We start from the raw sequence: 19,850 nt of genomic DNA, 5'->3' as shown, positions 1-19,850 counted from the left end.
TGTCGACGCACCGTGACGCGGGCGTGACCCGTCACGGACCCCACCGGAGCCCCCGATCGGACCACTACAGTGCCGCCATGCCCGACACAGCCGCCGGACGCCCGCGACGCGGAGTGATCGCCGTCGCCGGAGAAGCACTCGTCGACATCGTCCCCGCGCCGACGCAGGCGGATCGCACCTCCGCCGAGCAGTACTGGCAGTTCGCGCCCGGTGGCAGCCCGGCGAACGTCGCGGTCGGACTGTCCCGCCTCGACGTGCCGGCCCGGATGCTGGCCCGCCTCGCCGACGACCTGCTGGGCCGCAAGCTGCGCGCCCACCTCGCCGACAACGGGGTCGACCTGTCGCACTCGGTCGAGGCGGCCGAGCCGTCGTCGCTGGCGATCGTGGAGCTGGCCGCCGACGGGCAGGCGTCCTACGACTTCCGGATCGCGGGCACCGCGGACTGGCAGTGGACCGACGACGAGCTCGCCGGCGCCCTCGACGACGGCCCGACCGGCCCCGTCGTCGCCGTCCACTCGGGATCGCTGGCGCTGACCACCGCGCCCGGCCACGATGCGCTGCGCGAGCTGCTCGCCTCCGCCGTGGACACCGCGACGGTCAGCTACGACCCGAACTTCCGGCCGATGCTGATGGGCTCACCGGAGGAGGTCCTGCCCGGTGTGCACGAGCTGCTGGGCGTGGCCGACGTGGTGAAGGTCAGCGAGGAGGACCTGGCCTGGCTGCACCCGGGCCGCAAGCCCGGCGACGTCGTCGGCGAGTGGCTCGAGCTGGGCCCGGCGGTCGTCGTGGTCACCCTCGGGGCGGACGGGGTGCTGGCCGGGACGTCGTCGGGGCTGCACCTGGTGCTGCCCGGCCGCACCGTCGAGGTCGTCGACACGGTGGGGGCCGGGGACAGCTTCTCCGCCGCGCTGCTCGCCGGACTGTACCGACGCGGGCTGCTCGGCGCGACCGCCCGCGACGACCTCTACCGCATCGACCGGCCGACGCTGGAGGCCGTGCTGACCGAGGCCGTCGCGGCGTCGGCGATCACCTGTTCGCGGCACGGCGCGAACCCGCCCACCCGGGCGGAGCTCGACGCCGCCATCTGACACCGCGGTCCGACGCCACGATCCGACGCCGCACTCCGACCCCGCGGTCCGGCTCCGCGGTCCGGCCTCAGCGCTGCTCGCGGGCGAGCATCGCGGTCTGCGCCTGCTGTTCGGACCCGGACAGCTCGCGCGGCTTCCGGCCCGGGAAGTCGCGGGGCTGCCCGGTCGCGGCCGAGCCGGGCGGCAGACTCAGCGTGGCCGCGCTGCTCTGCGGCAGCGCCCACTGCCGGGCCCAGTCCATGTGCATGGCGGTCGGGCCGCCGGCGTTGCCGAAGTAGTCGAGCTGCATGGTCATGTTCATCGCGCGGGGCGGGAACTGGTCGGTGTCGGTGTTGGAGTACCACTCCTTCCCGTTCACGTACCCGGTGATCTTCTCCGGGGTCCACTCCAGCGCGTAGGCCGACCACTGCGTCGAGTCGTGCTTGACCGACCCGTAGTCCTGGTCGTTGTCGGGTCCGTAGTGCAGGAAGAAGCTGGTCTTCTGGCGGGAGTCGTCCATGATCTCCATCCAGTCGATCTCGCCGCCCACCGGGAAGTCCTCGGCGACCGGCCAGAGCAGCAGCAGCGCGTTGATCCCGCCCTGTCCCTCGTCCGACTTCACGCAGGCCTCCCACCGGCCGTAGCGCTGGCCGGGGTGCCAGCTGACGGCGCCGGTGTTGCCGTCGGCGTCGGCGGAGATGCTCATCGCCCCGTCGGCGACGGTGACCGCCTCCGGGGTGCGGGTGCCCTTCTTGTTGTGGCCGGGCTCGGGACCGTAGGGATGCCAGTCCGGAGGGACCGTGGTGCCGTCGAAGTCGGACTCGCGGGTGGGGGCGCCCCAGCCGAGCTTCTGTGCCGCGGTCTCGGTGCAGTGCGACGACGCCGGGGGTGCCGCGGGGTCGGCGACGGTCCGGGTCACGACGCCCGCCGGACCGGCGGGTGCCGCCGACGCCGACGACGCCCCGGCCGTGGTGACCGCCGAGAGTGCGAGCGTCGCGGCCAGCATCGCCACCGTCGTCCTGGTCCTGGTCCGCACCGTGGATCACTCCTGTCACTCGGTCACCTGCGGTCCCATCTCACGTGCGGTGGGTGAGGAGCACCAGTCGAACCACCCGTCCGGGGAGCGCGCGCACGGGTGTGATGCGGTCGCCCGTGCACGGAAGGTGATCCTCCTGCGGGCACCGGTGACGTCGGGTGACCGGCCGGTGTGCGACGGCGGGTGTGGCACCCGTCGCCGCGCGGGGCGCCCCGCGGACGGAGGTGTCGCACCCCGGCGGGGACTCCCGCACCCGCCGCGACGGGTGCGGCGACCGCACCAGGGGTGCGACGCGCCCCAGGGGCCGATGCCCCCGGGGCGCCACGAGGTGGGGACCCGGGGACGGACCGTGCGTCCGCCTGCCACAGTGGCGGCGTGACACGTCCCGACCTCGCCGTCGCGCTGGACCTCGCCCCGCACCCGGAGGGCGGCTGGTACCGGCGGACCTGGACCTCGCCGGTCGTCGTCGAAACCCCGTACGGTCCGCGCCCCTCGGCGACGGCGATCCTCTACCTGTTCGACGCCCCCGGCCGCTGGCACCGCGTCCGGTCCACCGAGCTGTGGTGCCGGCACTCGGGCCCGGAGGCCGACCTGGTCCTCGGTGGCGACGGGCCGGACCCCGTCCCCGCGGCCCGGTTGCGGCTCGGGCCGGGAAGCCCGCAGCAGGAGGTCCCGGCCGGGGTGTGGCAGCGGGCGGAGCCGGTCGGGCCGGGGCCGGTCCTGGTCAGCTGCGTCGTCTCCCCCGGCTTCGACGTCGCCGACTTCGAGCTGCGCTGAGGGGACGGGCTCAGCGGCGCAGCAGGCCGGCCCGGTCGCGGGTGTTGCGGATCCGCTCCGGGTCCACCCCGCAGGCGACGGCGCGGGCGCAGCCGTGGTCGAGCCAGTCGAGCTGCCCGGGGGCGTGCGCGTCGGTGTCGATCGTGAACTCGCACCCCGCCTCGACGGCCAGGCGCAGCAGCCGCTTCGGCGGGTCCAGGCGTTCCGGCCGGGAGTTGATCTCGACCGCGACCCCGTTCGCGGCGCAGGCGGCGAACACCGCGGGCGCGTCGAACTCCGACTCCGGGCGCTTCCGGCGGCCGGTGACCATCCGCCCGGTGCAGTGCCCGAGCACGTCGACGTGCGGGTTCGCGACGGCGGTGAGCATCCGCTCGGTCATCTCGTCGCGGGGCATCCGCAGCTTCGAGTGCACGCTGGCCACCACCACGTCGAGCGAGGCGAGCAGGTCCTCGGACTGGTCGAGGGCGCCGTCGTCGAGGATGTCCACCTCGATGCCGGTGAGCACCCGGAAGTCCGACCCGGACGCGGCGATCCGCTCGTCGAGCTCCGCGATCTGCTCGACCTGGCGGCGCAGCCGGTCCGCCGACAGCCCGTTGGCGACGGTCAGGCGCGGCGAGTGGTCGGTGATCACGAGGTAGTCGTGGCCCAGCCCGATCGCGGTCTCGGCCATCTCGGCGAGCGGGGAGCCGCCGTCGGAGGCGTCGGTGTGGCTGTGGCAGTCCCCGCGCAGGGACTCGCGCAGCCGCAGCGCCGCCTCCGCCAGGGGGATCCCGGTGGCGTCGGCGCGGGCGACGGCGTCCTCCAGCCGTCGCAGGTAGACCGGCTCCTCCCCGGCGACCGACTCCCCCACGCAGCGCGCGGTCACCTCGCCGACGCCCTTGAGGTCGGTCAGGCCGCCCGCGGCGTGCAGCCGGGCCAGCTCCTCGGCGCTGCGGCCGCGCAGGGCGGCGGCCGCGGTGCGGAACGCGCGGACCCGGTAGGTCGACTCCTGCGCGCGTTCGAGCAGGAACGCGATCCGGCGCAGGTCGGCGACGGCGTCTCTCACGCCGCGCAGGCTAGCGGCGCATCCACCGGCGGGCGCGCCGCGTCCACGCCGTCTCCCACACCGTGGGCAGCCTGCGCTCGAGGTCGAGCATGGTCGCGGTGTCCCGGCCGTGCAGCACACCGAAGGTGAACCCGTTGCCGTGCTCCGCGCCGGCGCGGGCCCCGAGGGTCCGCAGGGTCTCGCGGGAGACGACGGCGTCCTGGTGCTCGCCGAGCACGTCGGAGACCTTCTTGAGCCGCTTCGCGAACGCCCGCGCCTCCTTCCCGACGCTGGGCCGGGCGACCTCGGTGGCGTAGCGGAGCTGCTTGCCGGTCTTGCGGGCGTCGTGCAGCGACTCGGGGGCGACGTGGCCGGCGTCGAGGTCGGCCAGCGCCCGCTCCATCCGCCGCTCCAGCTTGCGGGCCGTGCGCCCCACCATCGCCGGGACGACCGTCGCGGCGGGCCTGCGGGCCCGGCGCGACAACGGCGGGTCGGCGAGCAACCGGCGCAGGGCACCCTGCAGTGCGGCGTAGCGCTCGCCGTCGACGACCTCCAGCACGGCGGCCCCGGTCTCGGCGCGGGTACGGGCGAAGTGCCGGGTGACCGCGGCCTGCACCGGTCCCAGCAGCAGCTCGGGCTCCAGCGCGGCCAGCCGGGCGGTCAGGCGTTCCTCCTGCACCTCGGCGTCGCGCTCTCCGGCCAGGGCCCGGCCGAGCCAGCGCAGCTCGCCGACGAGGTGCCCGACCCGCGGCCCCTCCAGGAGCCCGCCGAAGGTGCGCAGCGCGCTGCGGAGCCGGCGGGCGGCGATGCGCATCTGGTGGACGGCGTCGGGCCGGTCGGCACGCAGGTCGGCCTCGCGGGCGGCCAGGGTGTCGACCTGGTCGCCGAGGTAGCGCAGGAGCAGTGCCCCGGCGCTGCCCTTCCGGCCGGTGCGGCGCGGCGGGTCGGCGGGCGCGGCGGCGGCGAGCAGCGCGGCGAGCCGGGCGTGCGCGCCGCGCGGTGCACGCACGAGTCCGGTGTCGCGCAGTGCCTCGTCCAGCTGCCGGAGCCCGGCGGTGTCGGCCGCCCCCGGCTCCACGACGGCCTCGGTCCAGCTCTCGACGGTCGCGACCTCCCCGAGCAGCGCGATGTCGACCTGCTCGCGGGCCAGCGTGGCGAGGTCCGTCCCGGTCGCGTCGCGCAGCCGGTCGACCCGGCGGGTCACGTGCACCCGACCGACCGGGACGAGTGGTGCGTCGCCGCGGACCCCGCGGACCAGGGCGTCGACACCGTCCGGGACGGCGCGCTCACCGGTAACTCCCTCGACCTCGCTCGCGGGCAGCGGCACGCGCAGCGGCTCGTCGGCGTCGGGCAGGCGCAGCACCCAGGTCGTGGACGGCGGCACCGCCGACGCGCGGTCGGGCACGGTGTGTTCGACGACGAGCTCGATGCCCGCGGCGACCAGCCGCAGGTCCGCGGTGTCGACCCGTTCCACCTCTCGGACCTCGGCCTCGACCACCGGCACGACCTCGGCGTCCCCGGCGACGCCGGTCAGGCGCGGCGCACCGGTGTGCGACGGACCGCGGTAGGTCAGCGCGAGGGCGGAGGGGACGAGGGCCGGGTCGGTGGTGCTCATCGAAGAGTGTTCCCGCTCTCCCGGCGACCACGCGCGGCCATCCGGGCGACACCCGCGGTTCAGACCGCCTTGCCCGGGTTCAGGATGCCGTCCGGGTCGAGCGCGGCCTTCACCGAGCGCTGCAGGGCCAGCACCCCGGGGCCCAGCTCGCGTTCCATGCCGTCGCGCTTGAGCAGGCCGACGCCGTGCTCCCCGGTGACCGTCCCACCCAGTTCGACGGCCGCGTCGATGATCTCGTCGAACGCGGCGCGGGTGCGCTCCCGGGCGTCCGGGTCGTCGTGCGGGGTGAGCATCAGCGGGTGCAGGTTCCCGTCGCCGGCGTGCGCGACGGTCGCGATCCGGACCGCGTGGCGGCGGCCGATGTCCTCGATCCGGGCGAGCATCTCCGCCATCCGGGGGCGGGGGACGCAGACGTCCTCGGTCAGCATGCCCATCCCGAGCTGCTCCAGCGCCGGGTAGGCCATCCGGCGGGCGGCGAACAGCGCCTCGGACTCGGTCGCGTCGGTCGCGGCCATCGCCTCGGTCGCGCCGTGCTGCTCGAAGGCCGCGAGGATCGCGTCGGCCTCGGCGGTCGCGGCGGGCTCGGGCAGGTCGGTCTGGGCGAGCAGCAACGCGGCGGCCCCCTCGGGCAGCCCGGCGTTGCGCCAGGCGTTGACCGCGGCCAGGCACTCCCGGTCGACCAGCTCGAACACCGCGGGCTGCAGCCCCTGCTCGGTGACGGCGGCGACCGCGGCCCCGCAGTCGGCGAGGGAGTCGAAGAACCCGACGACGGTGCGCGGCGCGGCCGGGCGGGCCGGGCGCAGCTTCACGGTGATCTCGGTGATGATCCCGAGCGTCCCCTCCGAGCCGACCATCAGCCCGGCCAGGTCGTAGCCGACGACGCCCTTCGCGGTGCGCCGCCCGACCCGCACGACCTCACCGGTGGCGGTGACGACCTCCAGGGCGAGCACGTAGTCGCGGGTGACGCCGTACTTGACGCAGCACAGCCCGCCCGCGTTGGTCGCGACGTTGCCGCCGATCGTCGACCAGGGCGCCGACGCCGGGTCCGGCGGGTACCAGAGGCCCTGCTCCGCGCAGGCGGCGCGCAGGTCGTCGTTGACCACCCCCGGTTCGACGACGGCGAGCCGCTCCCCCGCCGAGATCTCCCGGATCGCGGTCATCCGTTCCAGGCTGACCAGCACGCAGCCGTCGACGGCGTTCGCCCCGCCGGACAGCCCGGTGCCCGCGCCCCGCGCGACGACCGGCACCCGGTGCGCGGCGCAGGCCCGCACGGTCGCGGCGACGTCGGCGGTGGTCCGCGCCCGCACCACGCACAGCGGCGTGCCGTACTCGGCCCACTCGGCCTCGTCGTGCACGTAGGGACGCACGACGTCGGGGTCGGTCAGGACCCGGTCGGCGTCGAGCGCGGCCGCCAGCTCGGCGAGCACCGCGCGCCCCGCGGCGTCCGGGCCGGAGGCGTCCAGCTCCACGGGCGCGGTGGACCCGCCGAAGGGCCGCCCCTCCGGCGCGACGACGACGGGGGCGGCGGCGGTGACGCGGTCGGGCATGACCCGACGGTAGGTCGCCGACGCCCACGCGGCCAGGGCCCGCCACTACCCACCCTCCCCGGGACCTGTCGGGGCTCGTCGAAGTTCGTCGAGATGCGGCTCAGGGCTGCCCGCCGCGACAGCCCTGAGCCGCATCTCGGCGACGGGGCGTGGCGGGCCTGGGGCGGTGCGTGCGGGTTCAGCGGCCCAGGCGCCCCGTGAGCTCCTCCGCCAGCTCCAACCCGGACAGCCAAGCCGTCTGCACCCGGGACCGGCCCCAGCCGTCCCCGGCCAGGGCGACGCCGTCGTCGCCGAGGTGGAAGGTCTGCTCGCGCTGCGCGGCGGGGGCGGCGAAGCGCCAGCGGTGCACGTGCGTCCACTCCGGCGCGGCGGTGATGTCCAGCAGCTCACGGACCGCGGCGGTCATCGCGGGCACCGCGCCGGCGGGATCGGCGTCGTGGGCGCGCGCGAGGTCACCGGTGGAGTGCGCGACGAGCACCGGCGCGTCGTCGCCGCGGCGGTCGCCGTCGTCGGCGACGAGGGACAGGACGGGGTGGTCGTTGACGAACGCCGCGGGCAGCCGCGGCCAGTCCCGGCCGGCGAACCCGGCGGTCAGGGCGAGCACCGGGTTCCACACCCGCCCGGCGACGGCGGCGCCCGCGGGGGTGTCCGGGTCGAGCAGCCGGGCCGCCTGCGGGTCGGGCATCGCCAGGACGACGGCGTCGGCGCGCTCGCCGTCGACGGTCGGGCCGTCCGGGCCGGGGAGGACCCGCTCGACGGTCCGACCGGTACGGACGTCCAGGCCGCGGGCGGTGTCGGTGACCAGCGACCGCAGCCCGGCCGGTGCCGCGAACCGCAGCGGGCCGGGGCTGTCCGGGCCCCGGGTGGCGCCGTCGAACACCGCGAGGGTGTCGGTCCACCCGCGGACCAGGCCGTCGTCGCGCCAGCGTCGGACGCGGGCGTCGAACCGGTCGTCGGAGACGGTGAAGTAGGCGGCACCGATGTCGGCGGGGCGGCCCCCGTGGCGGTGCACCGCCAGCCGTCCTCCGACCTCGCGGGACCGCTCGTACACCGTCACGTCGACACCGCGGGCCGCCAGCTCCGCGGCGCAGGTCACCCCGGCGATGCCGGCCCCGATCACGATCACGCCCATCCCCGGGACCCTAGGCGGGGGTCGCCAGTGAAGCATGTTCACGGTTAGGGTGACCTAAGAGCGAAGGGGATGCGATGGAACACGTGACCGACGAGGCCAGACTCCGCGAGATCATCGGCGAGGTGCCCGCGTTCATCCGGGACAAGGCGCGTGAGCGCATCGACCCGGTGACCGCGGAGTTCCTGGCGGCGTCGCCGTTCTTCCTGCTGGCGACGACCGGGCCGGACGGCGTCGACGTCTCGCCCCGGGGCGACCCGGCGGGCTGCCTGCTGGTGCTCGACGAGCACACGGTCGCCTTCGCCGACCGCAAGGGGAACCGCAGGCTCGACTCGATGCGCAACATCCTGCACGACCCGCGGGTCGGGATGATCGTCGTCGTGCCGGGGTCCAACGACACCGTGCGGATCAACGGACGGGCCCGGATCGTGTACCGGCCGGACTTCGCCGAGCGGCTCACCGTGAAGGGCTCGACGCCCGAGGTGGCGATCGTCGTCGAGGTCGACGAGCTGTTCCTGCACTGCGCGAAGGCGTTCCTGCGCTCGTCGCTGTGGGACACCGCGACCTGGCCGGACCGGGGCGCGGTGCCCAGCGCCGGGAAGCTGGTGAAGGGCCAGTACCGGATGCCCGGCCCGGCGCGGGTGATCGACGCGGCCATGCGCCGCGACAGCCGGGTCAACCAGTACTGACCCGGTCGGCCCCGGCCGCGGCGTCGAGCAGCGCGGCGACGCGGTCGTGCCGGTCGCGCCACCAGGCGGCGCGGTCGGCATCGGCCGCGACCCCGGCCCGGTGCACCGGCTCGGGCGCGACCCGCGGCACGGGCAGGAACCCCCGCTCGGGGACGTACGGCTCGGCGACGACGTCGGCGGCCAGCAGCGAGACCGTCCCGAGCCCGCAGGCGTGGTGCAGCTCCGGCAGCGCCCCGGCCAGCGCGAGCCCGGCGGCGAGACCGACGCTCGACTCCACCGCCGAGGACACCACGACCGGCAGCCCGACCTCCTCGGCGATCCGCAGGGCCCGGCGCACCCCGCCCAGCGGCGACACCTTCAGCACGACGACGTCGGCCGCTCCGGCCCGCACCACCCGCATCGGGTCCTCGGCGCGGCGGATCGACTCGTCCGCGGCGATCGGCACGTCCACCGCCCGGCGGACGGCGGCGAGGTCGTCGACCTCCCAGCAGGGCTGCTCGACGTACTCCAGGCCCCCGGCGGCCCGGTCGAGCTCGCCGATCGCGGCGACGGCCGTCGCGACGTCCCAGGCGGCGTTGGCGTCCACCCGGACCAGCCCGGCGGGGCCGAGCGCGTCGCGGACGGCGGCGACGCGCTCGAGGTCCTCGGACAGCGGAGCACCCGGGTCGGCGACCTTGACCTTCGCGGTGGTGCAGCCGGAGGCGCGCACGATCCGCTGGGCCTGCTCGGGCCCGACGGCGGGCACGGTGCAGTTGACCGGCACCCGGTCGCGCACCGGTTCCGGCCAGCCCGTCCCGGCCGCCTCGCGAGCCGCGGCCAGCCACGCGACGGCCTCGCGGTCGTCGTACTCGGGGAAGGGGCAGAACTCGCCCCAGCCGGCCGGGCCGGACAGCAGCAGGCCCTCGCGCACGGTGATGCCGCGGAACCGGGTGGTCATCGGCAGGGAGTAGACGTCCATTCCCGCTCACTTCCTACCGTCAGTAACTTACTGAGGGTAAAGTCTCCGGCGTGACCGCGCAGACCGTACCCGGCCCCCGCCGCCGCGTGCCCAGGGCGGAGCGCGAGCGTCAGATCGTCGACGCGGCCGTCGCCGTCTTCGGCGAGCGGGGCTACGCCGAGGTCTCGATGGAGCAGGTCGCTGAGCGGGTGGGTGTCACCAAGCCGGTGCTCTACACCCACTTCGGGTCCAAGGAGGGCCTGCTGCTGGCCGCGATCGCGCGGGCCCGGGCCGAGCTGCTCGACGTCGTCGCGCAGGCGGCGGGGGCCGCGGACTCGCCGGAGGCGATGCTGCGGGGCGGGACGCTGGCCTTCTTCCACTACCTGGACCGGCGGGCGCCGGCCTGGCAGCTGTTCTGCTCCGAGGCCGGGGTCACCGACACCGCGCTGGAGGAGATCCGCGCCCAGCAGACCGACTTCATCGCCGCTCTGCTCGCCGCGCAGGTCCCCGGCACCGAGCCGACCCGGCTGACCGGCTGGGCGCAGGTGATCGTCGGGGCCTGCGAGCGGCTCGCCGTCTGGCGCGGCCAGGACGAGGCGGTCACCGCGGACCAGGCCACCGAGTACCTGATGGACCTGGTCTGGACCGGCCTGGCGGGCCTCGGCGACCGGACCTGAGCGCGCGTCCGGGACAATTCCCGGCCATGAGCACGACCGCACCACGCCTGCTGCAGGTGGCCCGCACCGAGCGGGTCACCCCCCGCATGGTCCGGGTGACCCTGACCGGCGAGGAGCTGGCCGGGTTCCCCGGGCACGGCCCGGACCGCCGGATCAAGATGTTCTTCCCGGTCGAGGGCCAGGAACGGCCCGCCGTGCCGCGCGCCTCGACCGGCGGCCCGGTCTGGCCAGCCGGTGAGGCCCGCCCCGCGATCCGCACCTACACGGTGCGCCGCTTCGCCCCCGACGCCGGCGGCCACGGTGAGCTCGACGTCGACTTCGTCGTCCACGCCGGGCACGGGCCGGCCGCCGCCTGGGCCGTGTCGGCCGCCCCCGGGGACTGGGTCGGGGTGTCCGAGCCCGGCGGGCGCTGGGAGCCGGACCCGGCCGCCGCGCACCACCTCGTGATCGGCGACGAGTCAGCCCTGCCCGCCATCGCGACCGTGTGCGAGACCCTCGCCGAGGCCGCCCCCGGGGTGCCGGTCCGGGTCGTCGCCGAGGTCGCCGACGCCGGCGAGGAGCAGACCCTGCCCGGCGACGTCGCCGTCACCTGGGTGCACCGCGGCGCCGCCCCGGCGGGTGAGCCGCTGGTCGCGGCGGTGCGGGCCGCCGAGCTGCCCGACGGCCGCGGCCAGGCGTGGCTGTCCGGGGAGTCCGCCGCGGTGAAGGAGCTGCGCGCGCACCTGCTCGACGAACGGGGGTTCGACCGGCGCGCCGTCTACGCCACGGGGTACTGGCGCGCGCGGTGAACCGACAGCGGACACACAGCCGCCGCACAGGTCCGTGCGGTGTGCTCCTAGCATGACCGAGGTGATGGACCGGGACGCCGACCCGCTGCGCCGCGCCGACGGCGGCCCGATCCGGGTGCTCGTCGTGGACGACGAGCCCACGTTGTCGGACCTGCTCTCGATGGCCCTGCGCTACGAGGGCTGGGAGGTCCGCGCCGCCGCCGACGGGATGTCCGCGGTGCGTCACGCCCGCGACTTCCGCCCGGACGCGATCGTGCTCGACGTGATGCTGCCCGACGTCGACGGCTTCGAGGTGCTGCGCCGGGTCCGCGCCGACACCCCCGAGGTGCCGGTGCTGTTCCTGACCGCGCGCGACGCCGTCGAGGACCGGGTCGCCGGCCTCACCGCGGGTGGCGACGACTACGTCACCAAGCCGTTCTCGCTGGAGGAGCTGGTCGCACGGCTGCGCGGGCTGCTGCGCCGCGCGGGGATGGCCGCCGCCCAGCGCTCCTCGGAGCTGGTGGTGGGCGACCTGGTGCTCGACGAGGACGCGCACGAGGTGTCCCGCGCCGGCGAGCCGGTGGAACTGACCGCGACGGAGTTCGAGCTGCTGCGCTACCTCATGCGCAACCCCCGCCGGGTGCTGTCGAAGGCCCAGATCCTCGACCGGGTGTGGAACTACGACTTCGGCGGCCAGTCCAACGTGGTCGAGCTCTACGTCTCCTACCTGCGCAAGAAGATCGACGCCGGTCGCCGGCCGATGATCCACACGGTGCGCGGCGCGGGCTACGTGCTGCGACCCGCCGCGGACTGACCCGATGGTCGTCACCCGCGTCTCCGGTCAGGTCCGCTCGCTGCGGGCCCGGCTCGTCGGCACGGTGCTGCTGCTGTTCACGGTGGCGTGCGTGGCGATCGGCGTCGCGACGACCCTCTCGCTCGACCGCTACCTGTCCACCCGGCAGGACCGCGAGCTGTCCTTCTCCCTGGAGGGCTTCGTCGCCCAGCAGACCGGGCGCGCCCCCGGCCGGCTCACCCACGACGACGGCACCCCCACGCCGGGCGGCCAGGGCGGGGGCCCGCCCGGGGGGATGTTCCTCGGCCCGGGCCCCGGCACGAACGCGATCGGGGCGGTGCTGGACGACGGCCGCGTCGTGAGCGCCCGCCTGGCCCAGCGGGGCGGGACCACCACCGCCGTCCCCGAGGCCGACCTGGCCGCGCTGCGCTCGGTGCCCGCCGACACCACCGCCCGCGACGTGACGCTGTCGCTGGGCGACTACCGGGCGATCGGCTGGACCGAGGGGACGACGACCTACCTGATCGCGCAGCCGGACAACGCCGGTGCCACCGTGAGCAGGCTCGTCGTCATCGAGCTCGTCGTGCTGGGCGGGGCCGTGGTGCTCACGGGCAGCGCGGCGGCCGTGCTGGTGCGGCGCGCGCTGCGCCCGCTCGAACGCGTCGCCGGCGTCGCCGCACAGGTCGGGAACCTGCCGCTGGACCGGGGCGAGGTGCACCTCGCCGCACGCGTCCCCGACCCCGACCCGCGCACCGAGGTCGGGCAGGTCGGCACCGCGCTCAACCACATGCTCGACAACGTCGAGGGCGCACTCGCCGCCCGCCAGGAGTCCGAGACGCGGCTGCGCCGTTTCGTCGCCGACGCCAGCCACGAGCTGCGCACCCCGCTGACGGCGATCCGCGGCTACGCCGAGCTGTCGCGCCGCGAGCGCGAGCCGGTCCCGGAGCGGACCACCCACGCGCTGGCCCGGATCAGCTCGCAGGCCGAACGCATGTCCACGCTGGTCGAGGACCTGCTGCTGCTCGCCCGGCTCGACGCGGGCCGGCCGCTGGAGCGCGCCGAGGTGGACCTCACGCGGCTGGTCCTCGACGCCGTCGGGGACGCCCACGTGGCGGGCCGCGACCACCGCTGGTTCCCGCAGCTGCCCGACGAGCCGGTCACCGTCACCGGCGACGCCCACCGCCTCGCCCAGGTGGTCACCAACCTGTTCGCGAACGCCCGCACCCACACCCCGCCCGGCACGACGGTCACCGTCACCCTCGGCCACCCCGTCCCCGGCCGGGTCCGGCTGCAGGTCGCCGACGACGGCCCCGGCATCGCCCCGGACGTGCTGCCCCGGGTGTTCGAGCGGTTCGCCCGCGGCGCGGAGGGGCGCACCCGCGCCGGGAACGACACCCCCAGCACCGGGCTGGGCCTGGCGATCGTGGCGGCGGTCGTCGCCGCCCACGACGGGACGGTCGGGGTCGACAGCGCCCCCGGCCGGACGGTGTTCACCGTCGAGCTACCGGTCCGCTGACGGTTGGGCTGCCTCGGAGTCGGCTTCGGGGTCGGCGCGCAGGTCGGCCGGGGCGAGGTCGATGGACAGCCGGCGGATGAAGTCGTCCATCGCCTGCTGCATCGTCTGGCGGAAGGCACCGAGCAGGGACTGGGTGGCGACCGGCTGCAGGGCCTCGACCGCCGTGCGCAGGTCCGCGACGCCGTGCCGGGGCAGCCCGGCCGCGACGTGCGCCGCCCAGACCTGCTCGCGGAACAGCTCGACGAAGATCTCGGCGATCTCCCGGGTGCGGGACAGCAGCTCCTCGCCGACCTGCTGCACCGCCTCCGGTGCCAGCCCGAGCGCGACGGCGTGCGCCCCGGACCGGACCATCGACGGGTTGAGCACACGCAGCCGACCCGGGCCGGTGCGCTCGATCAGCCCGGACGCGGCCAGCCGCTCGACGAACTCCGGGGACGTCCAGGCGCCGGCCCACTCGGCCAGGTCCTCCTCGGCGAGCTCGACCGCCTCCTCCGGCTGCCACGGCGCGAGCATGCCGCGGTAGAGGCGCAGCGCCTCCTCCGCGCTGCTGGAAGGGGTCTGGTTGATCAGCACGCCGATCGCGGCGAGGGAGAACCCGCGCCGCTGCAGACCCGCGATCAGCTCCAGCCGGGCCAGGTGGACCGGGCCGTACCAGGCGGTGCGCCCGCGCATCTCCCCCGGCTGCAGCAGGCCGCGGGACAGGTGGGCGCGCACGTTGCGGACGGTCATACCGGCACGTGCGGCGAGTGTGTCGATCGGGAACTCGTCCCCGGCCGTCGGGGTTCCGGACATCGGGGCAGATCCTACTCGCGACGGCCGGGCGCGCACGGTGACGACGAGCGGACCGCAACCACCCCGTTACCCACCGCGACGACGGTCGCGGGCACTCGCCGACGATCAACGATGTCATCGGTCGGCCGATCCGCACCGCGACATCGGTCCGACACCGGCCAGCACCCGATTCCCGCTGGTCACAGGAGCACCATGGCGAACGTTGACACGAATACGTGTCGAGATAGTAGTGTTCTCGGGTGTCGTCGTCATCAAGGTCGACGCGCCCGACTCCGGTCGCATGCCCGCGGCCGGTGCACGCCGGGCCGGCCGACGGGTCCCCCTCCCTGCCGGCCGGTCCGGTCAGCTCGGTGCGGCCCGTCTACTCACTGCGGTCCGTCGACGGTGCGGCCGAGATGGTCGCGCTGCAGCACCGCCATCCGGTAGGCGTCGTGGTAGCGACCGCTGGCGAAGTACTCCTCGCGCAGCTCCCCCTCGACGACGAAGCCGGTGCGCTCGTAGGCACGCACGGCGCGGGTGTTCTCGATGTCGACGACCAGGTAGACCTTGTGCAGGTTCAGCACGCCGAAGGCGTAGTCGAGGGCCCCGGCGGTGGCGCGGGCGGCGAGTCCCCGGCCCTGGAAGGCGGGGGCGACGATGATCTGGAACTCGGCGTTGCGGTGGATGTAGTCGATCTCCACCAGCTCGACCAGACCGGCCCGCTCACCCGCGCAGTCGATGATGAACCGCCGCTCGCGGTTGTCGTGCACGTGCCGGGCGAAGATCTCCTGCAGCTCGACGAGCGACTCGAAGGACTCCTCGAACCAGTACGACATGATCCCGGAGTCGTTCGACAGCCCGTGGACGAACGGCAGGTCCTCCCGCTCCAGGGCGCGCAGCCGCATCTCGGGGGTGGTCGTGCTCATGGGGGCCTCCGCGGTCGACGGGCACCGTGCCCGTCGCCCCGGGAACCTACGAGGCCGGTGCGCTCAGCGCCCGACCCGGGCCCGCTGCGGCGTACACGACGGACAGTCGCGCCACGGCAGGCTGCGCGAGTCGGCGGGGCGGGCCGCACCGCAGCGGCAGACGCCGGCGATGCCGCCGAACCCGGGCATCGACTTGGTCGGACGTCCCGCACGGACCAGCGTGCGGCCGGAAGCGGACGTGTGCGTGGGCAGGTACAGGCGCATCAGGATCCCCGACGGTGTGTGGTGGAGTTCGGCGACCTGTGGGCCACCGAAGGACACATCGTCTTCACCCTACGAAACATGACGGACATACTCAGTGACCTCTGACACAGATCCCCCCACCGGACCCGACGGCCCGGCGGGTCGCCCTGCCAGACTGCGCCGCATGGCTGGCTCCCCGCTGCTCCAGAACCTCTCCGGCACCGCCCGCACCGCCTACGAGCTGGGCAGCGGCACCGCCCGCGCCGCCGTGGCCCTGACCCGCTCGGGAGTCGTCCGCCCGCTCGGCCCCGGGAAGCTGTACGGGATGGGCCGGGCACTGGTGCGCTACGGCAACAGCATCACCGCGGCGTTCGCCGTCGGGGCGGCCCGCCACCCGTACCGGCTCGCCGTCGTCGACGACGACGGGGTCACCACCTACGCCGAGCTGGAGGAACGCACCGACCGCCTCGCGCTGGCCCTGCTCGACTCGGGCGCCGGACCGGGCGCCCCGGTCGGGGTGCTGTGCCGCAACGCCCGCGCACCGATCGAGGCGATGGTGGCGGCGGGCAAGGTCGGCGCCGACGTCGTACTGGTCAACACCGGGCTCTCCGCAGAGCAGCTGCGCGGGGTGCAGGAGCAGCAGAAGCTGCACACGCTCGTCGCCGACCCGGACTTCCTCGACATCGTCCCGCCCGGACCGCGCGTCGTGCTCACCTCCACCCCCGACGGGCCGCGTCCGGCCGGCGACCGGGTGCTCGACGACCTCGACGCGATGGTGGAGCGGGGCGGACCGGGCGAGCTGCCGTTCAAGCCGGAGCCGTCCAAGCAGATCGTGCTGACCTCCGGCACCACCGGGACGCCGAAGGGCGCCAAGCGGCCGCACCCGTCGACCCTCGCCCCGGCGGCGTCGATCCTCTCGGCGATCCCGCTGCGCGCGGGCGAGCCGACGCACATCGCCGCTCCGCTGTTCCACACCTGGGGCAACGCCGGGCTGCTGCTCGCCTCGCTGCACGGCGCGACCGTCGTGCTGCGCCGCAAGTTCACCCCGGAGGGGTTCCTCGCCGCGGTGCGCGAGCGCCGGTGCACCACGGTGTTCGCGGTGCCGGTGATGCTCCAGCGCGTCCTGGAGTCCGGCGCCGAGGGCTGGGGCGACGGCCGGGACGACCCGGCGGGCCCGCGGATCGTGGCCGTCTCCGGGTCGGCGCTGCCCGGCGGGCAGGCCAACCGGTTCATGGACCGCTTCGGCGACTGCCTCTACAACCTCTACGGATCCACCGAGGTCTCCTGGGTCTCGATCGCCGGACCGGAGGACCTGCGCGACGCCCCCGGCACGGCGGGCCGCGCCCCGGCCGGGACCACCCTGGTCATCCTCGACGAGGACGACCAGCCCGCCCCGGCAGGCGTCGACGGGCGGGTGTTCGTCGGCAACGACCTGCCGTTCGAGGGCTACACCGGCGGCGAGGAGGGCCTGGAGGAGCACGACGGGCTGCTGGGGACCGGCGACGTCGGGCACCTCGACGAGCACGGACGGCTGTTCCTCACCGGTCGGGCCGACGACATGATCGTCTCGGGCGGGGAGAACCTGCACCCCGGCCCGGTGGAGGAGCTCATCTCCGGGATGGACGGGGTGCGCGAGGCCTGCGTCCTCGGGGTGGACGACGACGAGTACGGCCAGCGGTTCGCCGCCTGGGTGGTGCTGGAGCCGGGTGCCGACGTCACCGCGGACGCGATCCGCAGCCGGGTGAAGTCCGACCTGGAGAAGTTCGCCGCACCGCGGGACGTGCACTTCCTCGACGAGCTGCCGCGCAACCAGACCGGGAAGGTGCTGCGCGCCGAGCTGCCCGGCCGGGAGTGACCCGTCCGGGCGGTCCGGGTTGAACTCAGGCAAACCTTCCCTAAGATGGCCCGATGACGGTCACCGCGACACGTGGCGCACCCGGCGGTCCCGCCGGGGCGCCCGTCGCGGGCTGTTCCGGGCTGAGCGAGGCGCTCGGCGAGCCGATGACCGGCACCGCGCCGCACGTGCGTCGCCTCGTCGCCGTCGAGCACATCGGCGCCTGGCCGCGGAAGGTCGCCGACCACCCGGACCCGGCCGTGTCCGCGCTGTTCGACCGGCTCCGCGCCGACGACGTCATCCTGCTGCTGATCCGCCGCCCCGGCCGCGAGGGCCGCTGCGACGCCGACGGTGCCCGCACCGTCTACGTCGCCGACCTCACCCCGGGCGGCTCACGGGCGTGGTCGCGCACCGTGCGCAGCACCGACGACCTCGCCGGCATCGACCTCGACCCGGGCGCGGGCACACCGGTGCTCGACCCGGTGATGCTGGTGTGCGCGCACGGCAGGCGTGACGTCTGCTGCGCCGTCCGTGGCCGCGCGCTCGCCGGGGACCTGGCCGCCGAGGGCGCCGACGTGTGGGAGTGCACCCATCTCGGCGGGCACCGGTTCGCGCCGACCGCGCTGGTGCTGCCCACCGGCTACGCCTACGGCCGCCTCGACACCGGCGGCGCGCTGGCCGCGCTGAAGGCCGCGGCCGGCGGCGGCGTGGACCCGTGGTGCTGTCGCGGGCACACCGGGCTGGACCCGGTCGGCCAACTCGCCGAGCTCGCCGTGCGCGAGCACACCGGGATCGGGGACGCCACGGCGCTGCTGGTCGACGCCGCCGGTCCGAGCGTGGGTGGTGACGGCGAGCGCCCGGACGGGCACCTGGTCACCGTGCGCTCCCGCGACGGCCGGAGCTGGACGGTGCCGGTCACGACCGACACGACGCTGCCGCCGCGGCCGCCGTCCTGCGGGGCGGCCCTGGAGGCGGCGACACCGCTGGTCGCCGGCACCCCCGTCGAGCACTAGCCGAACACACGCTCCAGGGCGCGGGCCAGGCCGTCCTGCTCGACGGTGTCGGTGGACTCGTCGGCGTCGGCGTGCACGTCCGGCGGGGCCTGCCCCATCGCGATCCCGCGGCCCGCCCAGCGCAGCATCGCGCGGTCGTTGTCGCCGTCACCGACGGCGAGGACCTCGCAGCGGTCGACACCGAGCCGGGCCGCGACCCGCGCGAGCCCGGACGCCTTGGACACCCCGGCCGGCACCAGCGTCACCCACGGCAGCTCGTGGTCGAGCGTCGGCTCGGTGCCGGGTACCCGGAGCCGGGAGGCGCGGGCCGCGGTCTCCGCCGGGTCGTGCCCCGGCCAGTACATGACCAGCTTGGGTGTCGGCTCGTCGAGCAGAGCGGCGCGGCCGACCTCGGTGACGGTGCCGGCGAGCACGCCGTCGGGGAACGGGGCGCTGACCCGCTGCCCGACGCCGACGTGCTCGCAGGCGAACACCGCCCCCGGGAACAGCTCGGTCATCGTGTCGATGGCGGCGGTCACGGCCTCGGGGGCGAGCCGCTCCATCGTCAGCACCCGGCGGGTCGCGGTCTCCATCTCGACCGCGCCGTTGGAGGTCAGGGTGACGCCGTCGCGCAGCCCGATCGCGTCCAGCGCACCGGCCACGCCGACGACGGTCCGGCCGGTGCACAGCATCACCTCGGCCCGGGTCCCGGCGAGCGCGATCGCGTCGAGGACCGCGGGGCTCGGGGGCCTGCGCCCGTGGACGATGGTGCCGTCGATGTCGAGCGCGACCAGCCGGATCACGTCCCCGACCCTACGTCGAGCCGGAACCGGGCGACGCCGTCGCGGGTCCCGGTGGGACGCATCCCGATCCGCTCCAGCACCCGCTCCGACGCCCGGTTGCCGGGCTCGACGCCCGCGACCAGCGGCGACGCCCCGGCCGAGCGGGCCAGGGCGAGCAACAGGCCGGCGGCCTCGACGGCGTAGCCGCGGCCGCGCCGCGACGGCACCACGCCGTAGCCGAGCTCGACGGCGGCCGGGCCGTCGTCGGGGGCGGGGAACAGCCCCGCACCGCCGACGACCGTGCCGCCGTCGCGTTCGACGAGCAGCCGGTGGCCGAGCTCGCCCCAGCCCGGCCCGCCCGGGTCGCGGGCGAGCAGCCGGGCGACGATCCGGTCGCCCTCGGCGGGGAAGTCCGGCGCCCAGTCGGCGCGCCGGACCCCGGCGACGACGGCCGCGGCGACCTCCGGGGTCCAGCCGGGGAGCACCAGCCGCGGGCCCGCCGGGACCGACGCCGGGAGCGGGGCGGAGATCGGCACGCCGTCGATCCTCCCCCGGGCCCGCCCACCCCGCGCGGCACCGGCCCGCCGCAACCGCCGCTGGGATGCCGGCGTCCCGACGTCGATCAGTACGTGAGGGCTGTCGCAGCGCGGACGAACCGCGCTCATGTACTGATCGACGGACCGGGGGTGGACCGGCACAGGAGGTTCACAGGTCGATCACCGGCTCCG

The 19,850-nt window shown here is 75.6% G+C and carries 19 protein-coding genes; 9 read left to right on the top strand and 10 right to left on the bottom strand.

Annotation, left to right across the window (positions count from 1 at the left end; all coding sequences use genetic code 11):
• Positions 1 to 77: 77 nt before the first annotated feature.
• The gene (locus Ae331Ps2_RS17290) at positions 78 to 1,088 is read left to right on the top strand and encodes a carbohydrate kinase (RefSeq protein WP_075307736.1); all 1,011 of its coding nucleotides are present in this window, start codon (positions 78 to 80) and stop codon (positions 1,086 to 1,088) included.
• 67 nt (positions 1,089 to 1,155) lie between these two features.
• Here the strand turns inward: Ae331Ps2_RS17290 and Ae331Ps2_RS17285 are convergent, their stop codons facing one another.
• On the bottom strand, positions 1,156 to 2,103 hold the full coding sequence (locus Ae331Ps2_RS17285; protein WP_139318784.1) for a glycoside hydrolase family 16 protein: 948 nt from the start codon (positions 2,101 to 2,103) through the stop codon (positions 1,156 to 1,158).
• 375 nt (positions 2,104 to 2,478) lie between these two features.
• On the opposite strand from Ae331Ps2_RS17285, the gene Ae331Ps2_RS17280 reads away from it, so the two are divergent.
• On the top strand, positions 2,479 to 2,880 hold the full coding sequence (locus tag Ae331Ps2_RS17280) for a cupin domain-containing protein (RefSeq protein ID WP_020624207.1): 402 nt from the start codon (positions 2,479 to 2,481) through the stop codon (positions 2,878 to 2,880).
• Positions 2,881 to 2,890: 10 nt separating this feature from the next.
• On the opposite strand, the gene Ae331Ps2_RS17275 is transcribed toward Ae331Ps2_RS17280, so the two are convergent.
• From Ae331Ps2_RS17275 to Ae331Ps2_RS17260, 4 genes are all read right to left on the bottom strand, one after another.
• A complete protein-coding gene (locus tag Ae331Ps2_RS17275; RefSeq protein ID WP_075307742.1) occupies positions 2,891 to 3,925 on the bottom strand; it encodes a PHP domain-containing protein in 1,035 nt (344 codons plus the stop codon).
• Between the two features lie 10 nt (positions 3,926 to 3,935).
• Complete coding sequence (locus Ae331Ps2_RS17270; protein ID WP_075307744.1) at positions 3,936 to 5,519, bottom strand: CHAD domain-containing protein; 1,584 nt, start codon at positions 5,517 to 5,519, stop codon at positions 3,936 to 3,938.
• Positions 5,520 to 5,578: 59 nt separating this feature from the next.
• Positions 5,579 to 7,066, bottom strand: a complete 1,488-nt coding sequence (locus tag Ae331Ps2_RS17265; RefSeq protein ID WP_233147458.1) for an FAD-binding oxidoreductase — start codon at positions 7,064 to 7,066, stop codon at positions 5,579 to 5,581.
• 178 nt (positions 7,067 to 7,244) lie between these two features.
• Positions 7,245 to 8,198, bottom strand: coding sequence for an NAD(P)/FAD-dependent oxidoreductase (locus Ae331Ps2_RS17260; RefSeq protein WP_075307746.1), 954 nt, complete (start codon positions 8,196 to 8,198; stop codon positions 7,245 to 7,247).
• A gap of 74 nt (positions 8,199 to 8,272) precedes the next feature.
• Here Ae331Ps2_RS17260 and Ae331Ps2_RS17255 point away from each other — a divergent pair, with 74 nt between their 5' ends.
• Complete coding sequence (locus Ae331Ps2_RS17255) at positions 8,273 to 8,884, top strand: MSMEG_1061 family FMN-dependent PPOX-type flavoprotein (protein WP_020627377.1); 612 nt, start codon at positions 8,273 to 8,275, stop codon at positions 8,882 to 8,884.
• Here Ae331Ps2_RS17255 and Ae331Ps2_RS17250 read toward each other — a convergent pair.
• Entirely contained in the window at positions 8,871 to 9,842 is a 972-nt protein-coding gene (locus Ae331Ps2_RS17250; RefSeq protein ID WP_075307748.1) for an o-succinylbenzoate synthase, read from the bottom strand. The two genes, Ae331Ps2_RS17255 and Ae331Ps2_RS17250, sit on opposite strands and share 14 nt — an antisense overlap.
• A gap of 50 nt (positions 9,843 to 9,892) precedes the next feature.
• On the opposite strand from Ae331Ps2_RS17250, the gene Ae331Ps2_RS17245 reads away from it, so the two are divergent.
• Genes Ae331Ps2_RS17245 through Ae331Ps2_RS17230 form a run of 4 tightly spaced genes read left to right on the top strand, consistent with a single transcriptional unit; the run spans position 9,893 to position 13,574 of the window.
• The gene (locus Ae331Ps2_RS17245) at positions 9,893 to 10,498 is read left to right on the top strand and encodes a TetR/AcrR family transcriptional regulator (RefSeq protein ID WP_020626810.1); all 606 of its coding nucleotides are present in this window, start codon (positions 9,893 to 9,895) and stop codon (positions 10,496 to 10,498) included.
• Positions 10,499 to 10,524: 26 nt separating this feature from the next.
• On the top strand, positions 10,525 to 11,286 hold the full coding sequence (locus Ae331Ps2_RS17240; RefSeq protein ID WP_075307750.1) for a siderophore-interacting protein: 762 nt from the start codon (positions 10,525 to 10,527) through the stop codon (positions 11,284 to 11,286).
• 52 nt (positions 11,287 to 11,338) lie between these two features.
• A complete protein-coding gene (locus Ae331Ps2_RS17235) occupies positions 11,339 to 12,079 on the top strand; it encodes a response regulator transcription factor (RefSeq protein WP_060711037.1) in 741 nt (246 codons plus the stop codon).
• Positions 12,080 to 12,083: 4 nt separating this feature from the next.
• Entirely contained in the window at positions 12,084 to 13,574 is a 1,491-nt protein-coding gene (locus tag Ae331Ps2_RS17230; protein ID WP_075307752.1) for a cell wall metabolism sensor histidine kinase WalK, read from the top strand.
• Here Ae331Ps2_RS17230 and Ae331Ps2_RS30495 read toward each other — a convergent pair.
• Together Ae331Ps2_RS30495 and speG are read right to left on the bottom strand one after the other, a co-directional pair.
• Positions 13,560 to 14,366 carry a MerR family transcriptional regulator gene (locus Ae331Ps2_RS30495; RefSeq protein ID WP_083695676.1) on the bottom strand — a complete coding sequence of 269 codons (807 nt, stop codon included), beginning with the start codon at positions 14,364 to 14,366 and terminating at the stop codon, positions 13,560 to 13,562. The genes Ae331Ps2_RS17230 and Ae331Ps2_RS30495 overlap by 15 nt on opposite strands.
• Before the next feature lie 365 nt (positions 14,367 to 14,731).
• Complete coding sequence (gene speG / locus Ae331Ps2_RS17215) at positions 14,732 to 15,271, bottom strand: spermidine N1-acetyltransferase (RefSeq protein WP_075307754.1); 540 nt, start codon at positions 15,269 to 15,271, stop codon at positions 14,732 to 14,734.
• A gap of 427 nt (positions 15,272 to 15,698) precedes the next feature.
• Between speG and Ae331Ps2_RS17205 the strand changes: the two genes are divergently transcribed.
• On the top strand, positions 15,699 to 17,369 hold the full coding sequence (locus tag Ae331Ps2_RS17205) for an AMP-binding protein (RefSeq protein WP_075307756.1): 1,671 nt from the start codon (positions 15,699 to 15,701) through the stop codon (positions 17,367 to 17,369).
• A gap of 53 nt (positions 17,370 to 17,422) precedes the next feature.
• Entirely contained in the window at positions 17,423 to 18,361 is a 939-nt protein-coding gene (locus Ae331Ps2_RS17200; RefSeq protein WP_075307758.1) for a sucrase ferredoxin, read from the top strand.
• Here Ae331Ps2_RS17200 and Ae331Ps2_RS17195 read toward each other — a convergent pair.
• A complete protein-coding gene (locus Ae331Ps2_RS17195; protein ID WP_075307760.1) occupies positions 18,358 to 19,143 on the bottom strand; it encodes an HAD family hydrolase in 786 nt (261 codons plus the stop codon). The genes Ae331Ps2_RS17200 and Ae331Ps2_RS17195 overlap by 4 nt on opposite strands.
• Positions 19,140 to 19,658, bottom strand: coding sequence for a GNAT family N-acetyltransferase (locus tag Ae331Ps2_RS17190; RefSeq protein WP_198932139.1), 519 nt, complete (start codon positions 19,656 to 19,658; stop codon positions 19,140 to 19,142). Before Ae331Ps2_RS17190 ends, Ae331Ps2_RS17195 begins: the two co-directional genes overlap by 4 nt.
• Positions 19,659 to 19,850 lie beyond the last annotated feature (192 nt).

The sequence above is a fragment of the Pseudonocardia sp. Ae331_Ps2 genome (assembly GCF_001932405.1).
Lineage (GTDB): Bacteria > Actinomycetota > Actinomycetes > Mycobacteriales > Pseudonocardiaceae > Pseudonocardia.
The sequence above is the reverse complement of the archived record's forward strand: the minus strand, read 5'-3'. Positions and strand labels throughout refer to the sequence as shown.

Coding starts and splice junctions, on each gene's coding strand:
- Ae331Ps2_RS17205 (WP_075307756.1), top strand. CDS start 15,699: ATGGCTGGCTCCCCGCTGCTCCAGAACCTCTCCGGCACCGCCCGCACC.
- Ae331Ps2_RS17290 (WP_075307736.1), top strand. CDS start 78: ATGCCCGACACAGCCGCCGGACGCCCGCGACGCGGAGTGATCGCCGTC.
- speG (WP_075307754.1), bottom strand. CDS start 15,271: ATGAGCACGACCACCCCCGAGATGCGGCTGCGCGCCCTGGAGCGGGAG.
- Ae331Ps2_RS30495 (WP_083695676.1), bottom strand. CDS start 14,366: ATGTCCGGAACCCCGACGGCCGGGGACGAGTTCCCGATCGACACACTC.
- Ae331Ps2_RS17265 (WP_233147458.1), bottom strand. CDS start 7,066: ATGCCCGACCGCGTCACCGCCGCCGCCCCCGTCGTCGTCGCGCCGGAG.
- Ae331Ps2_RS17270 (WP_075307744.1), bottom strand. CDS start 5,519: ATGAGCACCACCGACCCGGCCCTCGTCCCCTCCGCCCTCGCGCTGACC.
- Ae331Ps2_RS17255 (WP_020627377.1), top strand. CDS start 8,273: ATGGAACACGTGACCGACGAGGCCAGACTCCGCGAGATCATCGGCGAG.
- Ae331Ps2_RS17230 (WP_075307752.1), top strand. CDS start 12,084: ATGGTCGTCACCCGCGTCTCCGGTCAGGTCCGCTCGCTGCGGGCCCGG.
- Ae331Ps2_RS17240 (WP_075307750.1), top strand. CDS start 10,525: ATGAGCACGACCGCACCACGCCTGCTGCAGGTGGCCCGCACCGAGCGG.
- Ae331Ps2_RS17260 (WP_075307746.1), bottom strand. CDS start 8,198: ATGGGCGTGATCGTGATCGGGGCCGGCATCGCCGGGGTGACCTGCGCC.
- Ae331Ps2_RS17250 (WP_075307748.1), bottom strand. CDS start 9,842: ATGGACGTCTACTCCCTGCCGATGACCACCCGGTTCCGCGGCATCACC.
- Ae331Ps2_RS17200 (WP_075307758.1), top strand. CDS start 17,423: ATGACGGTCACCGCGACACGTGGCGCACCCGGCGGTCCCGCCGGGGCG.
- Ae331Ps2_RS17235 (WP_060711037.1), top strand. CDS start 11,339: ATGACCGAGGTGATGGACCGGGACGCCGACCCGCTGCGCCGCGCCGAC.